Consider the following 16,159-nt stretch of genomic DNA (forward strand, 5'->3'; position numbering starts at 1 on the left):
GATCAGTTGTTGGGATTACTTCACCTCGACAGGCTTGGCGCCGGGATAGCGCTCCTCAAAGTCTAGGCGGTACTTATTGTCATTGGTGCCCGCCACGTTGTCGCGCGACAGCGGCGCCACGATCTCATTCTTGTGGTCCGCAGGCTTGGCGTATTTCAGGCTGATCTCCCAGGCATCACAGATTGCGTCAATGCGGTGATCCAGGTCGTCGTACAGGGCAACGATGTCTTTCCAGGAGCTGTAGTTCTTGGAGCTCGTCGGGACGTCTAGGTCCTCGACGATGTCGTAATACTGCTCGATGGTGTCCTCCGTGCGCTCGGCGACGTCGGCGAGATTTTGACGGGTGGTTCGATCCTCTTCCAGATAGCTGCCGTTGAAGTTCTGCGCGCAGCCACGGACGTAGTTGTCGAGGTCTTCGAGCAAGTCGTAGTATTCGCTCAGTCGGCGGTAGAGGTTCTGCTCGGAGAGCGTTGCTTCGCCGCCATCCTCGTCGTCATCGTCATCATCGTCGTACAGGCTGTTGGGATCGCCGAGAGGCTTTAGGTCATCGTCATCGACGTCATGGTGCAGCTTAGCTACCTCGGCAGTCGTCTGCGTGGCGGCGTTGTCGAAAGGCTTGATCACAAAGAAAACGACCAGGGCGATGATGATCGCCACCAGCACAACGATAACGGCGATAAGCGGCCCGGTGCCGCTCTTTTTGGGAGCGGGGGTCTGTGGCGAAGCGGGCGCGTATGCGGGAGCCGGCTGCTGTTGGGGCGAGCCGCTCGCGACGGGTATGCGCTGCGTGGTCTCGACGGCCGCGGGGCCTGCGGCGGGGTCGGGGCGATAGGCGAGGGGGTCGTCCGCCTTGGCTTGCGGCGTATCAAGGGAGCCGGTCTGCTCAAAAGCGGGCTGGCTATCGCTCGCGGTTGTTTGCTCAACGGGTGCACCGCACGAGGTGCAGAACTTGGCATTATCTGCAAGAAGCTTGCCGCACGAGGCGCAATACCGAGACATTGCCACTCCTTTCGCCACATTTCAATGCAATACGACGATTATACCCAGCGTCCAAAATTCCCCATCATAAGTTGCGGTGAAATAGGGACTGTTTGGCGGTCTCAGAGCTTCAATCAGTCCCTATTTCACCGCAACTTTGGAAAGGCACCTTTAGCCATTGGGGACGCACCGAGCACTGGGGTATCATGGCTTGGTTGATATGTCTGCATTTACGCGCCTTGTAGGAAGGGGCTGCGCCCATGGCTTTTGAGCCCGCTCAACATAGCTTTATCACGCTCGAGGGCGTCGATGGCGCCGGCAAGTCCACGCAGGCGCGCCTGCTTGCCCGCGCGCTCGAACTCGCTGGCTACCAGGTTGTGAGCCTGCGCGAGCCGGGCGGTACCGCCATCAGCGAAAAGATCCGTGCTCTGCTGCTCGACCCCGCCAATACGGCGATGGGAGACACCTGCGAGTTGTTGCTCTACGAGGCCGCGCGCGCCCAGCTGGTGCACGAGGTCATCGCGCCTGCCCTTGCTGACGGCAAGGTGGTCCTGTGCGACCGCTTCTACGATTCCACAACTTGCTATCAGGCGTTTGCCGATGGCCTCGATCGCCAGATAGTACGCGATGCCAACAACCTGGCCGTCGCGGGGACGCACCCGGCGCTCACGCTCGTCTATCACATCACGCCCGAGCAGGCGGCGCTGCGCATGGCAGCCCGTGGCGCGGCAGATCGCATGGAGGCTAAGGGCATGGTCTTCCAAGAGCGTGTCTACCAGGGATTTTGCGCCATCGCCGCCGAGGAACCAAACCGCGTAAAGCTCATCGACGCGACCGCGTCCATCGAGGACGTCTTCGCGCGGACGGTCGAGCAGGTTCGCGTCTACGGCCTCGACATTTCCCAGGACGCCGTCACCGCAGCGCTTGCCCAGGAGGCCGAGTAACATGGCCCCCGCTCAGACAAGCCTGCTGGCCAAGCTTGACACCCAAGAGCGCGTGCGCGACTTTTTGACCAATGCCGTCGCCAGCGGTCGCGCATCGCACGCCTACCTGTTTTTGGGCGCGCCCGGCGCGGGCAAGCTCGACGCCGCGTGGGCGCTCGCCCAAGCCTTCCTGTGCGAGCAGGATGGCTGCGGCTCATGCGATAGCTGCGTGCGCGTCGCCCGCCATACGCACCCCGACGTGCACTATTACACGCCCGAGAGCGCCACGGGCTACCTCATCGCCCAGACGCGCGAGCTACTCGACGACGTACCCCTGGCGCCCATCCGCGCCAAGGCCAAGGTCTACATCATTGACCGTGCCGAGCAGCTGCGCGCCAACACCGCCAACGCACTGCTCAAAACACTCGAGGAGCCGCCCGAGGGCGTTATGTTTATCTTGCTGGGCACCTCGGCAGACGTGATGTTGCCCACCATCGTGAGCCGCTGCCAGTGCGTGCCGTTTCGGCTGGTGTCACCCGCCGTCGCCGCGCACGCCGTGAGCCGTGCCACTGGTCAGGATATCGCGCGTTGTCGCATGGCCGTCGCCGTGGCGGGCAGCCCCACGCGCGGCATCGAGTTCCTTAAGAGTGCCGAGCGCCAGGACGCCCGCCGTCAGATGGTCCGTGCCATCGACTCACTCATTGCCGCCGACGAGGCCGACGTGCTCAGCCGCGCCAAGTCGCTCATCGTCGCCGTTAAGGCGCCGCTCGCCGAGGTCAAGTCCACGCAGGAAAAGGTGCTCGAGCAAAACGCCGACTACCTGTCGCGTGGAGCATTGAAGCAGCTTGAGGACCGCAATAAGCGCGAGCTCAACGCGCGCGAGCGTTCGGGTATCATGGAAGCGCTGGCGAGCGCGCGGACGCTCATGCGCGATGTGCTGCTGACACTTCAGGACGAGGCGGCCGACGTGGTGAACGAAGACGTGCGCGACACGATCGGTCGGCTTGCCGCTGCGACCAATGTTGCGGGTGCCACGCGGGCGCTCGAGGCAGTCGCAACCGCCGAGCGCAACATCGCCAGAAACGTTACTCCCCAGCTGGCCATCGAGGTCATGCTGTTCGATATCAGGAAGGCACTGAAATGCCGTTAGTCGTACCCGTTAAGTTTACCTACGCCTCGCGCGACCTGTGGTTCGACCCGCAGGATCTGGATATCCTCGAGGCCGATTATGCCATTTGTTCCACCGAGCGCGGAACCGAGATCGGCCTGGTCACGGCCGATCCCTTCGAGGTGCCGCAAGATGAGATCGGTCAGCCGCTTAAGCCCGTGCTGCGCGTGGCGAGCGACATCGACCTGCAGCTTGCCGACGACCTGGCCATCCAGGGCGACGAGGCCATGGTCGACTTCCGCCGCCTGGTCAAGGAGCTCGACCTCGAGATGAAACCGGTGGGCGTCGAGTACCTGTTTGGCGGCGAGAAGGCCGTGTTCTACTTTGCGGCCGAGGAGCGCGTCGATTTTCGCCAGCTCGTCAAGGATCTGTCCTCGACGCTGCACATTCGCGTCGACATGCGCCAGATCGGCGTGCGCGACGAGACCCGCCTGGTGGGCGGCTATGCCCAGTGCGGCCAGGAGCTCTGTTGCACGCGCTTTGGCGGACAGTTTGAGCCCGTCTCGATCCGCATGGCAAAAGAGCAGGACCTACCGCTCAACTCGTCCAAGATCAGCGGCGTTTGCGGCCGCCTGATGTGCTGCCTGCGCTATGAGTTCGAGGCGTACAAGGACTTTAAGAGCCGTGCGCCCAAAAAGAAGACGCTCATCGATACGCCGCTTGGCAAGGCGCGTATTCAGGAGTATGACACGCCGCGTGAGCAGCTGGTGCTGCGCCTGGAGAACGGCAAAGTCTTTAAGGTCAACCTAGCCGATATGACGTGCTCGGAGGGTTGCAAAAAGAAGGCCGCCGAGCAGGGTTGCAACTGCCGCCCCGATTGCGTGACACGCGATGTGCTCGAGCGCATCGAATCGCCCGAGATGCGCCTGGCGCTCATGGAGCTCGATCGCGAAAACGGCGTCGATGTGGGCGATGGCCTGTCGAGTGCCGACCGTCTGGCCGGTACGTCGATGCCCAAGCGCCGTCGTCGCGATGCCGAATCCGATGCTCGCGCCGGTCAGGGCCAGGGCGAGGGCCGTGGCCGCGGAAAGGGCCGCGGTAAGGTCGAGGCACCCGAGGCCGAGGAGGCCGCCGGTGGCCGTCGTCGTCGCAAGCGCTCGGGTTCGGGCGATGCCGGCGAGGCCGCTCCCGCAGGCAAGAACGCTTCCCGCGAGCGCGAGGCTCAGCAGCCCCAGCAGCAGAATCGCGGCGGTGGCATGAACCCCACACGTCGCCGCCGCCGTCATCTGTCGAGCGAGGAGCGCGAGGACGCCTTCCGCGCCGCAGCCGCTCGCGAGGCTGGTGCTGCTTCCAAGGGCCCCTCGGGTTCCGATGCGCCTGCCGACAAGGGCGGCAAGTCGCGTGGCGAGGAGGAGCGCGCGCCGCGTCCGCGCCGTCGCCATTCCTCGGGCGCGCAACAGAAGCCCTCAGTGCCCTCCGTGGCCGATCAGGTCTCGGATGGCGAGGTCAAGGTCACGCGCCGTCGTCCCGGAGATGGCGGGGGAGCGGCTGCCAAGGCTTCGCGTGGCGCGGCTCGCGACGAGCGCGAGCCGCGCGAGGATCGCGGTGGCGAGGGCTCGGCCGACCAGGGCCAAAAGCGCCGTCGCCGTCGCCGTTCCCGCAAGCCGCGCCAGGATGGTGGCGAGGGCTCGACCCCGTCTTCGTCCGCACCACAACCGCCCGCCGGCGAATAACGCCCGCGAGCGGATTTAGCCCGCCTTGCCCCGAGCGCATCGGGGTATCATAGCGCCGAATCAACAACCCTCCCTGCGACCGAACGTAGGGAGGGTTATGTCTTGAAGAGCCATCTGAACATATTGAGCTGTCTGCAGGGTGCCGGTGCCCTGCCGTTTGCGGACGAATTGCTACCGTTTGCCGAGCACGCGACGTACGAGGCGCTTGAGGCGTTGTCGCCCACGCGATGTGCCGGCTGCGAACGCGCCGGTGCGCTTATTTGCCAAGACTGCCTGGCCGCGCTCACGCTCATCGACCCACGTCATAGCTGCACCCGATGCGGCGCCCCGTTTGGGGATTTGCTGTGCACTGAGTGTTCGGTCGAGGGCACGTCCTCGGCAATGGCGGAGGCGCTCGACCGCTGCCTGGCGTGCGCTGTCTATGCGCATCCGCTGCCGCGCATCATTAAAGCGTACAAGGATGCGGGCGAGCGACGTCTGGCTCCGTATCTGGCGGAGCTGCTCTACGACACCGCCCTGCATGCCCAGGTCGTAGCGCCCGATCGCTATGGAGGTGTGCTGTCCGGTGCGGATGCGGTGGTGTTTGTGCCTGCGACGGCGGCAGCGTTTCGGCGGCGTGGTTTCGATCATATGGAGGCCATTGCGCGCCCATTTTGCGAGCTGTCGGGCGTGCCGTTGCTGGACGCCCTGGTCAAGTACGGCCATGGCGACCAGCGCGAACTCGGTCGTGAGGAGCGCCGCGAGCGTGCCCAAGGCATGTACGAGACGGTTGAGGACGTGCACGGCCGCCGCTTGCTGCTTATCGACGACGTTATCACCACGGGTGCGACGATGGCAGCGGCTTCGGCGGAACTCAAGCGCGCCAGCGCTGCGGCCGTTGATGGCCTCGCTATCGCACGCGTTTGGTAGGGGTGGTTCAGATGGCAATAAAGATTGGGCAGCGTGGCAAGCCTGCAAGCGAGCAGCTGGCTGCTTCCGTAATTTTGACGGGTGCCTCGGCGCTGCGCATGATGCGCGCCGAGCGCCGGCAGATGGGCTACATAAGCTGGAAGGACCTTAATCCCGATGAAGAGCGCCGTGTACTGCGCACGTCGTCGCCCTCGACCGAGGACATCTATCTTCCCGATTTGGTGCGGATTGGGGCCGCAAGCGGCGAGGTGCAAGAGGATTTGTGCTTGCTGGTAGGATCTGCAGCGCAGCGCCGCCGTATTCTTGGCGTGAGCTGGTCCGTATGCTCCGAGTTGCCCGCCGGCTCGATTCTAGAGGTGGAACCGGGGGTGTACAGTCTATCTCCCGAGGCCCTTTGCGTAGCCGTCGCGCGCGAGGTCGGCTGCATCCAGGCATTTGCCCTGGCCCAGGAGCTGTGCTCTAAGATTTCACTGAGTGACCGCGGGAAGTATCTGCCTCCCTACACCTCGCCTGTCGTGAACAAATTGGCAAAGGACAAAGACCAGCCGCCAGATGTCGGTTACTTTGAGGTCGAGTCCGTGCTGACACCCGATTGCCTGGTAGATTACCTCGCGGCATGCAAGGGGAATGTGGCCAAACAGCTGCTGCGCCTGTGTCCCTACCTGTCAGAAAATCTGCGCTCGCCCATGGAGTGCATCATGCTCGCTCTGTTTTCGCTTCCGTTTTCCTATGGCGGATTTGCCTGCGGTCCCTTTAAGACCGACTACAAGATCGAGTTCGATGACCGTGCGCAGGCAATCTCGGGGATGCCGCATGCAGTTTGCGATGCGTATCAGGAAGCAGCCCAGTTTGACCTGGAATACAACGGTGAGCTGGGCCATTCCTCCCGGAGGGGACGTATCCATGATGAAAAACGCAACACGGGCTTGATTACTATGGGAATCGAGGTCGCGACGGTCAATAACGAGATGCTCTGCGACATGGAAGCAATGGAGGCGCTCGCATGGCGCATGCACCAGCGTATGCGAAAGCGGTACCGGAATCGTGTCGATGCCTGCAGGAAAAAGCAAGAGGCGCTGCTTAACACGCTGCGGGCGTGTTTTGGGCTTAAACCCGCCTAACAATGCTCTGAAACAGGGGGTTGGATATATGCTCTGGCCAAAATATAGCAAATATGAGTACTGCTACAAATTCAGTAACAGCAAAATCAGGGATTTTGGGACTGGAAGAGGGGGTAAATTAGAAAGTTATTAAACAAATGTGGAATATCTTGGCATCAATCTGACGTTATAGAGCGTGAAAACAGCTTGCAGAGCCAAAAACTCCTGCTACTAAATTGGTAACAGTACTCATATTTGCTATTTTTTGGCCACGGCGCCCTAAGACGGGTGTGTTGGGGCTTTCCATAGGGGAGCGACGGGCTTAATCAGAGCGCGTGCGGCCCGTCCTGACCTGCGAAATCTGTACTCGCGATGCGAATAACGCTCCTAACCTTAAACTTTAGCTTGAACTTAGCTATAATGCGCTTCGTTCCTACCAGGCTGTGGTTGCGGACGGACGAAATGCCCGTCCTAGTCCAAGACAGACGCGGTCAAAGGGATCCACGTAAGCGACCGCGTGCGCGCGGCGCGATCATGGCGCGTCCTAGATGTAAGCCGCACCGTCCGTTCGACTTTCTTTGGGGCAATACCGCCTCGCGGGCGAGCGGGCCAGTCGTGAAGGTGGCTGCGGCCTCCCGAGCAAACACCCCGGTGCGCAAGTGTGGGGTCAAATACCAGGTCAGCTGGTGGGAACAACCTGATATTCCGTGCAACGCACGGATCGTATACGACACAGAAGGTAGGGTAGTGGACATGGTGAGGGGCAGCTTGATGCACGCGGCTCGGTTAGGTGCTGGGACCGCAGCGGTCATCGCCGTTTTGGGCCTGAGCGGATGCGCGTTCAACCCGCTGTCTACGTTCACGACTCCCACGATCGACCAGATCGAGTACGAGACCGTCACGCCGGCGGTGTCGGACGACGCCCTGGTCACTCCCGGAACCCTGACGGTCGCCCTCGATACTTCCGATGCGCCGCAGGCCATGCAGGACGCCGACGGCGAGCTCACGGGGTATGCGGTTGACGCCGCCCGCGCCCTCGCAAGCCGCATGGGCCTTAAGGTCTCCTTTGTCGATGCGTCTTCGGCAGGTTCCGCGCTCGGCGACAAAAAGGCCGATATCTTTATCGGCGAGATTAACTCCACGGACGGGGACATTAGCTCGCTCGGCACCTGCCTGTACGATGCCACTTCCGTGTTCGGTAAAACTAGCGATGGTGGGTCGCTAAGCGTTTCCACCGATACCCTTAACACGTCCACCCTGGGCGTTCAGATGTCCTCGGCCTCGCAGGAGGCGCTTGCTAAGCAGAGCATCACCGCCAACCAAAAGACCTACTCCAACATCAACGAGTGCTTTGAGGCGCTCGAGTCCGGCGAGGTCGACTATGTGATCTGCGACTCCACGGCCGGCGGCTACCTTGCACGCCTGATGAGCGAGGTCTCCTATGTCGGTGCGCTCGAGGCGCCCTCGACGCTTGGTGTTGCGGGCGCCTCGTCCAATGACGAACTGTGCCGTGCCGTGAGCGACGCCCTCGACGACATCACGGTCGACGGTACGCTCGAGGCAGTCCACTGCGTCTGGTATGGCACGATGCCCTACGACCTCACCACTAAGACGGTTTCGGGCGCTAGCGTGCAGCCGGGTGACTCTGAGTCCAGTGAGACCATGTCCTCCGGCAGCGAGTCCTCCGATTCCAACAATGAGACCGCATCCTCCGAGGACAACTCGTCCAGCCAGGAAGGCACCATCACCGACGACGACATTAACAAACTCAATAGCTAGTTATTGCTAGGGGTGGTGTCTCCTATACGTTGGAAAGGACACTTCTTCACGGTTTCAACACGCACTGCCGGGCTTCTCCAATAGGGGAGTCCGGCTTTTTCATCCCTATAAAACCAGCAGGTCAAAGCTAATTTTCGGGACCAAATACAAATCTGTCGGCTCCCTCCTATAGCGCACTTTGCCACAGAAAAGTGCGAGACTTCGGTATGCGGTATCAAGCAATCGTTATTCGGGTCTTTAGGAATCCGCGTGATTAAATACACGGCAATGGGTACATAGCCAGTACGGTAAGTCCCCGAGGCAGATTGGAGCCACGTATGGATATCAAGGTTTCTGGACGCAAGACGACGGTAACCGATGCTCTGCGTGCGCATGTGGATGAGAAGATCGGCGAGGCGCTCAAGGTTTTCGATATCGAGCCCATGACGGTCGACGTTGTACTTCGCTATGAGAAGAACCCCTCGAACCCCAACCCGGCAATCGTCGAGGTCACGGTTCGTGCCCGCGGTTCGGTGATTCGCGTTGCCGAGCACGGTGCAGATATGTACGCCGCCATCGACCTCTCCGCCGATAAGGTCACCCGCCAGCTGCGCAAGTTCAAGACCAAGGTCGTGGACAACCGCCAGGGCGGTGCCAGCGCCGCGGATGTCGCGCCGGTCGAGCGCGTCGAGGATCTGGCCGACCTGCTGCTGCCCGAGGAGGAGGACGACCTGCTCGTCCGCGAGAAGGTTATCGACGTCACCCCGATGACTGAGGAGCAGGCGCTGGTGCAGACCGATCTGCTCGGCCACGACTTCTACGTGTTCGAGAACGCGACGACCGGCCTTATCAATGTGGTGTATCACCGTAAGAATGGTGGATATGGCATCATCAAGCCCCGCATCGAAACACTTGACGAGTAAAATACGTTAACTTGCATGAGTTAACGGTTGGCGGCCATCCCATGCGGGTGGCCGCCTTTTTACGTAAGGAGTCGCTTTGATGGACAAGGCCGCATCTACCGGTCATTCGGACCGTTGCCGCATCGTCGTCGATACCTGCTGCGACTTTAGCCCCGAGGTCGCCGCGAACCTCGATGTCGATATCCTGGGTTTCCCCTTCATTATCGATGGCGAGGAGCGCACGGATGACATCTGGTCGAGCATCACGCCCAAGGAGTTTTACGACCGCATGCGCGCTGGTGCCCGCGTGTCCACCTCGGCTGTGTCGCTCGGTCGCTATATCGAGTTCTTTACCGAGTGCGCCAAAGAGGGCACGCCCACGGTCTACCTGTGCTTTACCTCGGCGCTGTCGTCGAGCTACAACTCCGCGTGCCAGGCGGCAGATGCCGTGCGCGCCGAGTATCCCGATTTTGAGCTGTACGTGGTCGACAACGCTCTGCCCTGCGCGACCGGCGCGCTCTTGGCGCTCGAGGCCGTGCGCCAGCGTTCGGCGGGACTGACCGCCAAGCAGCTGGTCGATTGGGCAAACGAGGCAAAGACCTACGTCCACGGCTACTTTGCGCTCGAGAGCTTCGACGCACTGGCTGCCGGCGGCCGCATTCCGCCCGCGGCGGCGCAGCTCACGGCAAAGCTCGACGTCAAGCCCGAGCTCTCCTACGACCTGGCCGGCTCGCTGTCGCTGATCGGCGTCAACCGCGGCCGCAAGAAGGCGCTCAAGTCCATCCTCAAGTCGTTCCGCGAGAACTACGTGCCCGATCGCACCATGCCCATCGCCATCATGACGGCCGATGCCGAAAAGGATGGTGACTGGCTCGAAGCCGCCATCCGCAAGGAGGAGGGTTGCGCCGACGTCACGATCATTCGCGGCTCCGTGGGTCCCACCATCGGCTCGCACGTGGGCCCCGGCATGGTGGGCTGCGCGTTTTGGGGTAAGAACCGCGCCGACAAGGCGTCGCTTTCCGACCGTATCGCCCGCCGCGTGCGCGGTCAGTAGGCAAGCGCTGCGTCCGTAATCGCCCTCGACTCACAGCCCAAACGCTGGCACCGAGTATTCAACCTGGTAACAACACCCAACCCAAAAGGAAAGGTTTCATGGCAAACAAGCTCTCCGTCGCATTCATTGGCACCGGAATCATGGGTGCCCCCATCGCCGGCCACATTCTGGACGCCGGCTATCCCGTCACGGTCAACAACCGCACCAAGTCCAAGGCGGCGGCGCTTATCGAGCGCGGCGCCGTCTGGGCAGATACGCCGGCCGATGCCGCGGCGAACGCCGATGTCGTCTTTACCATGGTGGGCTATCCCTCCGAGGTCGAGGAACTCTACCTGGCGGGCGACGGCCTGCTCTCGTGCACTAAGCCCGGCGCGGTCTTGATCGACCTCACCACGAGCTCGCCCGAGCTTGCCCGTGACATTGCCGAGGCCGCCCAGGTTTCTGGTCGCATGGCGTTTGACTGCCCCGTCACCGGCGGTGAGTCGGGCGCTATCGCCGGTACGCTCACGGCTATCGTGGGCGCTACCGAGAGCGACATCGCGCCGGTCCGCGACATCCTTGCCACCTTTGCGGCCAACATCTGCTGCTTCGACGGCGCCGGCAAGGGCCAGGCTGCCAAGCTCGCCAACCAGGTGTCGCTGGGCGCCTGCATGGTCGGCATGGCAGATGCCATGGCATTTGCCGAGTTGAGCGGCCTTGACCTGGAGAAGACCCGCCAGATGATCCTGGGCGGCACCGGCAAGTCCGGCGCCATGGAGAGCCTGGCTCCCAAGGCGCTCGACGGCGACTACAAGCCCGGCTTTATGGTCGAGCACTTTATCAAGGACCTGCGCTTGGCGCTCGCCTATGCCGACGACCGCGAGCTTGCGCTGCCCGGTGCCGACGTGGCCTTTACGCTCTACGACATGCTCGACGCCATCGGTGGTGCCAAGCTGGGTACCCAGGCCGTCACGGTCCTCTATAAGGAGGAGGCCGACGCCATCGCCGCCGGTCTGGACTGGTCGCAGTATCGTCCCGAGGAGCATGGCGCTCACGAGGAAGGCTGCGGTTGCGGCGAGCATGGCGACGATCACGAGTGCGGTTGTGGCCACCACCACGACGAGGGCCACGAGTGCTGCGGCGGCCACGGCCATGATGACGGCCACGAGTGCTGCTGCGGCCACCATCACGGGGAGTAGCGCCCATGAGCTGGACGTTCGTGGTGCTTGCGCTGGTGCTCTTTCTCTTTGCGATCTACATTGGCTTTTTGTGCGGCCAGTGGGCGTGCGAAAAGCGCGTCATCACCAAGCGCGACTACTGGATTGCCAACTTTGCGGGAGCGGCGGCAGTCGTCCTGCTGACCTGGGTGTTCTCACTGTTCCCGCTGGTGCAGTTTGCGCCGATCGGCTGGCTCGGCGGCTTTATCGCCGGCCTTAAGATGAGCTTTGGCGAGTCCGTCGGTCCGTGGCGCAAGCACGACGAGGTCTTTAACGTCAACAAGGCTCACCGTGCCGCCGCCGACGCGGGCGACGCCGAGGAACGCCGCCGTGCGCGTCGCAATGGCGCGGCCGATCGACAGCTCATCTCGGTCACCGATGACAGCAAGGGTGCTGGCAAGCACGCTAAGAAATAGTAAGAAGAGGTAACTATGGCAGAAAACAAAGACGAACAGCTCACCGACGAGGAGCTTGCACAGCTCCAGCTGGCAGAGGAGAACGAGAACGCCGTCGACCGCCTGGTCAAGGAGCTCGGCTGCCCCACGCGCCGCATCCGCCAGTTTGCCGCCCGCGTGCTGCACCTGCTTGCCGAGCGCGATCCGCAGCGCGTCGTGCCCTGCGTGCCCGCGCTGATCGAGGCGCTCGACCGCCCCGAGGCTCAGACCCGCTGGGAGGCCCTCGATGCCCTGACGGCGCTCGTCACCACCTGCCCCGAGCAGCTGGGCGATGCCTTTGAGGGCGCCGAGACTGCACTGTTCGACGAGATCTCCTCTACGCTGCGCTATGCCGCCTTCCGCCTGCTGTGCGTGTGGGGTGCCACGAGCGTCGAGCGTTCGCGCGAGGCTTGGCCCATCCTGGACGAGGCCATCCAGTGCTACCACGGCGACCTTGAGTATCGCGACATGCTCGGTTGTCTGTACGAGTTTTGCCAGGGCGAGATCGACGCCGAGGTTGCCGAGAAGCTCGCGCTGCGCCTTAAGTTCGATGCCGAGAACGGTAAGGGCAGCTATCTCAAGGCCCGTTCGAGCGAGATTTGCGAAATGCTTGTTAAACGTTTTGGCCTGGATCTCTCCAAAAAGAAGAAGCGTGCTAGCGTTAAAAAATCTGACGACGCCGAAGACGAGGAGTAACAGATTATGGCGCACGATGTAGTCCTGATTCCCGGTGATGGCATCGGTCCCGAGATTACGCAGGCCATGCGCCGCGTGGTCGAGGCCACTGGTGTCCAGATCAACTGGAACGTCCAAGAGGCCGGCGCCGGCGTCATGGACGAGTTTGGTACACCGCTGCCCCAGCACGTGCTCGATGCGATCGCCGAGACCAAGGTTGCCATCAAGGGCCCCATCACCACGCCGGTCGGCACGGGTTTCCGCAGCGTCAACGTGGCCCTGCGCAAGCATTTCGACCTGTACGCCTGCGTGCGCCCCTGCCTGTCGCAGCCGGGCGACGGATCGCGCTTCCGCGACGTCGACCTGGTCATCGTGCGCGAGAACACCGAGGACCTCTACGCCGGCATCGAGTTCGATGAGGGCGCTGCCGAGGTCGAGGAGCTCTCGCAGCTCGTCGAGCGTTCGGGCCAAAAGACCTTCGCCGTCGATTCCGCGATCTCGATCAAGCCGATCTCTATCGCCAAGAGCCGCCGCATTGTGGAGTATGCCTTTGAGTATGCCCGCCGCTGCGGCCGCAAAAAGGTGACGGCCGTGCACAAGGCCAACATCATGAAGGCGACCGACGGCCTGTTCCTGCGCGTGGCGCGCGAGGTGGCCGCCAACTATCCTGATATCGAGTTCAACGACAAGATCGTCGACGCCACCTGCATGGGCCTGGTCCAGAACCCCAACGACTTCGATGTCCTGGTGCTGCCCAACCTGTACGGCGACATCGTGAGTGACCTGTGCGCCGGCCTGGTGGGCGGCTTAGGGATGGCCCCCGGCTCCAACATCGGTGCCGACTGCGCAATCTTCGAGGCAACGCACGGCTCCGCGCCCGATATCGCCGGCCAGGATATCGCCAACCCCACGGCAGAGATCCTCTCTGCTGCGATGATGCTCGATCACCTGGGCGAGAACGATGCGGCCAATCGCATTCGCGTCGCCGTCTCTGCCACGCTCGACGAGGGCGAGCAGGTTACCGGTGACGTGCGTCGTGCCCAGACCGGCTCCGTTGAGGGCGCTGTGGGCACGCAGGCATTTGCCGATGCCGTTATGGCGCACCTGGCCTAAGGTACGCACACTTCAAACGCCTAAATAGTACTTAAGTGTTTGCGTATAACCTGAGAATCAATACGCCCGGCGCTCTGCCGGGCGTATTCTATTGGGGACTATGTTTCCTAACAAGGAGTAACTGATATGGGTCTGATTCAAAAGAAGGACGAGAAGGACGAGATCGACGGCATCCAGATCATCGAGCGCGGCGAAGGCCCCGACGGTGACGAGGCCGAGAAGATCGACCTGGTCGCCGGCACGTCTGCCGAACATATTGCCGCCGGCACGACCGCCGAGGAGGAAGGCGCTCGCCTGGAGGCAAAGATCGCCGCGGACGCCGCCGACGAGAACCTCATGCCCCAGGAGCAGGATGAGGACGAAGCTGACGCCGATGCGGACGACCACGCTTGTAAGCACAAGAAGACGATGATTGTCGCCTTTGTGGTCGCCATCGTGATCGCTGCCGTGGTCGGCTTCTTTATCGGCAACGGTGGTTTTGGCGGCAAGGGCGTCGGCTCGGCGACCCTGACCGAGGACCAGCTCGATTCGACCGTGGCAAGCTACAGCTACAACGGCAAGAAGAGCGACATCACCGCGCGTGAGGCCATCGAGAGCCAGTACAGCCTCGACACCGTCAAGGACGACGACGGCAACTACACCGCTCCGTCTGCCGACGTTATCCTGTCCTACGTGCGCAACCAGATTCTGCTGGACGCTGCCGAGGACGAGGGCATTACCGTCTCTTCCAAGGAAATGAAGCAGTACGCCGAGGATTCCATCGGCACCTCCGACTACAAGACCATGGCCAAGCAGTACGGTGTGTCCAAGGACCAGGCCAAGCAGATCGTCCGTCAGTCCGCAACGCTGCAGAAGCTCTATAAGAAGAAGGTCGGCGACGGCTCCGCAAGCATGCCGACCGCCCCGACCGAGCCTGCTGACGGCAACGAGGAGACCGCGAGCAAGGACTACGCCGACTACATCATCAACCTTGCCGGCGACGAGTGGGATAGCTCAAAGGGCACCTGGAAGGACGCCGATAGCACCTACGCCAAGGCCTTTGCCGATGATGCCTTTACGGCCGATAGCGCTACCTATAAGCAGGCCATGACCGCCTACTATACTGCTTATCAGCAGTATTCCTCGCAGGCTTCGAGCGCCAGCTCCGAGTGGACCGAGTATGCTAACGGCCTCTACGCCAAGGCCAACATCAGCATCTACGGCCTGTTTGCGTAAGGTTTGCCTGAGCCGCCGAGCGCGTAGCTGAAATATCTGAATAGCCCGCTAGAACGGATGTTGTTCTAGCGGGCTATTTGCGTTTAGGCGCTGGTGGCTAAATTATGCCTATGAATCTTTAAGTCCAAAAAGATTATCGGCTTCATCGTCAGGCATATATTCCAGCACATCGCCCGGTTGGCAGTCGAGTGCCCGGCATATCGCGTCAAGAGTTGAAAAGCGCACGGCAGAAACCTTGCCCGTCTTGATGCGCGACATATTGACCTGGGAGATGCCCACGCGTTCCGCAAGCTCTTTGGATGAGATCTTGCGTTCGGCAAGCATGCGGTCGAGCCGCAGAATAATCATGGATTCCCCCTAGAGCAACTCGTCATCTTGTTTTTGCAGGATATACCCGTAGCGGAAGATGCTGGCAATCAGGCTAAAAATCAGGCCCGCAAAGAGCATGGAGAGGTCGAGATGCTGGCCGCCAAGCGCATCCGTAAAGCTACCGCCAAATCCTGAGAGTATCAGCCCTGTGACTATGGCACCAAAAAGTTTCACGGCGGCGCCGCCGATAAGGAACAAATGTCCTATTTGACGTAGTATGCGGATGCATTCGAGGTCAAAGGGCCTGCCCGCCTTTTCAATGGCGGAGAAAAACCTGTATGCGCTTAGCGCGATGGCAAGCGCGAGGCATGCCATCATGCCGCTCCCTATGGCAGTATGACCGTCGTGCGCGACAAGCATAAGAGGGGTCTGTTCGTTGGCGCCGACGAGAGCGAGAATTGGCCCTTCGCCAGCCGTAAGATCTACGGATTGGAGACAGAACCCTTGGGAGAGGCTAGGCAATATGAATAGAAGTTCGATTGCAATGACTGCGAGGAGTGCCAGAGCGAGCGCCACGATGGTGCAGATTGTGCCCCATTTGCAGTAGCGAGTGAGCTTCCTCAGTTTGGCTATTGCCTGTTCACGGTCGATGGCTTCATTCGATTTGGATACGTTCCAGCGGATCATAGCTCCTCCAACCAATGTCTTGGATGATACTTGTATCTTATATCATACTTAATGATAAACGATAA

General features: G+C 61.5%; 16 protein-coding genes. 13 read left to right on the plus strand and 3 right to left on the minus strand.

What is annotated here, in order from left to right; genetic code table 11:
• Nucleotides 1-15: 15 nt before the first annotated feature.
• Complete coding sequence (locus ACESUZ_RS05050; RefSeq protein ID WP_373198814.1) at nucleotides 16-999, minus strand: zinc-ribbon domain-containing protein; 984 nt, start codon at nucleotides 997-999, stop codon at nucleotides 16-18.
• Between the two features lie 239 nt (nucleotides 1,000-1,238).
• Between ACESUZ_RS05050 and tmk the strand changes: the two genes are divergently transcribed.
• The 13 genes from tmk to ACESUZ_RS05115 all read left to right on the plus strand — a co-directional run bounded on the left by tmk (nucleotide 1,239) and on the right by ACESUZ_RS05115 (nucleotide 15,098).
• Nucleotides 1,239-1,922: a dTMP kinase gene (gene tmk, locus ACESUZ_RS05055; RefSeq protein WP_373198816.1), complete on the plus strand. Its 684-nt coding sequence runs from the start codon at nucleotides 1,239-1,241 to the stop codon at nucleotides 1,920-1,922.
• Between the two features lies 1 nt (nucleotide 1,923).
• Nucleotides 1,924-3,051 (plus strand): DNA polymerase III subunit, encoded by a 1,128-nt coding sequence (locus tag ACESUZ_RS05060; protein WP_195624873.1) that lies wholly within the window; start codon nucleotides 1,924-1,926, stop codon nucleotides 3,049-3,051.
• On the plus strand, nucleotides 3,042-4,742 hold the full coding sequence (locus ACESUZ_RS05065) for a PSP1 domain-containing protein (RefSeq protein WP_373198818.1): 1,701 nt from the start codon (nucleotides 3,042-3,044) through the stop codon (nucleotides 4,740-4,742). Before ACESUZ_RS05060 ends, ACESUZ_RS05065 begins: the two co-directional genes overlap by 10 nt.
• Nucleotides 4,743-4,844: 102 nt before the next feature.
• Entirely contained in the window at nucleotides 4,845-5,651 is an 807-nt protein-coding gene (locus ACESUZ_RS05070; protein WP_373198820.1) for a ComF family protein, read from the plus strand.
• Between the two features lie 11 nt (nucleotides 5,652-5,662).
• Entirely contained in the window at nucleotides 5,663-6,772 is a 1,110-nt protein-coding gene (locus ACESUZ_RS05075; protein WP_373198822.1) for a hypothetical protein, read from the plus strand.
• Nucleotides 6,773-7,504: 732 nt separating this feature from the next.
• Nucleotides 7,505-8,530, plus strand: a complete 1,026-nt coding sequence (locus tag ACESUZ_RS05080) for a substrate-binding periplasmic protein (RefSeq protein WP_240125844.1) — start codon at nucleotides 7,505-7,507, stop codon at nucleotides 8,528-8,530.
• 317 nt (nucleotides 8,531-8,847) lie between these two features.
• Entirely contained in the window at nucleotides 8,848-9,432 is a 585-nt protein-coding gene (hpf, locus tag ACESUZ_RS05085) for a ribosome hibernation-promoting factor, HPF/YfiA family (RefSeq protein ID WP_035137685.1), read from the plus strand.
• Between the two features lie 79 nt (nucleotides 9,433-9,511).
• Nucleotides 9,512-10,465, plus strand: a complete 954-nt coding sequence (locus ACESUZ_RS05090; protein ID WP_373198824.1) for a DegV family protein — start codon at nucleotides 9,512-9,514, stop codon at nucleotides 10,463-10,465.
• A gap of 98 nt (nucleotides 10,466-10,563) precedes the next feature.
• Nucleotides 10,564-11,643 carry an NAD(P)-dependent oxidoreductase gene (locus ACESUZ_RS05095; protein WP_196022283.1) on the plus strand — a complete coding sequence of 360 codons (1,080 nt, stop codon included), beginning with the start codon at nucleotides 10,564-10,566 and terminating at the stop codon, nucleotides 11,641-11,643.
• A gap of 5 nt (nucleotides 11,644-11,648) precedes the next feature.
• On the plus strand, nucleotides 11,649-12,077 hold the full coding sequence (locus ACESUZ_RS05100; RefSeq protein WP_055310425.1) for a hypothetical protein: 429 nt from the start codon (nucleotides 11,649-11,651) through the stop codon (nucleotides 12,075-12,077).
• A gap of 15 nt (nucleotides 12,078-12,092) precedes the next feature.
• Complete coding sequence (locus ACESUZ_RS05105) at nucleotides 12,093-12,791, plus strand: HEAT repeat domain-containing protein (RefSeq protein WP_373198826.1); 699 nt, start codon at nucleotides 12,093-12,095, stop codon at nucleotides 12,789-12,791.
• Nucleotides 12,792-12,797: 6 nt separating this feature from the next.
• The gene (locus tag ACESUZ_RS05110; RefSeq protein ID WP_373198827.1) at nucleotides 12,798-13,883 is read left to right on the plus strand and encodes an isocitrate/isopropylmalate dehydrogenase family protein; all 1,086 of its coding nucleotides are present in this window, start codon (nucleotides 12,798-12,800) and stop codon (nucleotides 13,881-13,883) included.
• A gap of 126 nt (nucleotides 13,884-14,009) precedes the next feature.
• Entirely contained in the window at nucleotides 14,010-15,098 is a 1,089-nt protein-coding gene (locus ACESUZ_RS05115) for a hypothetical protein (protein ID WP_373198828.1), read from the plus strand.
• Nucleotides 15,099-15,206: 108 nt separating this feature from the next.
• On the opposite strand, the gene ACESUZ_RS05120 is transcribed toward ACESUZ_RS05115, so the two are convergent.
• Complete coding sequence (locus ACESUZ_RS05120) at nucleotides 15,207-15,446, minus strand: helix-turn-helix domain-containing protein (RefSeq protein WP_118099149.1); 240 nt, start codon at nucleotides 15,444-15,446, stop codon at nucleotides 15,207-15,209.
• A gap of 9 nt (nucleotides 15,447-15,455) precedes the next feature.
• A complete protein-coding gene (locus ACESUZ_RS05125; protein WP_373198830.1) occupies nucleotides 15,456-16,094 on the minus strand; it encodes a hypothetical protein in 639 nt (212 codons plus the stop codon).
• Nucleotides 16,095-16,159: the final 65 nt, after the last annotated feature.

Origin of the sequence: Collinsella aerofaciens ATCC 25986, from assembly GCF_964239575.1 — a bacterium.
Taxonomy (GTDB): Bacteria; Actinomycetota; Coriobacteriia; order Coriobacteriales; family Coriobacteriaceae; genus Collinsella; species Collinsella aerofaciens_BQ.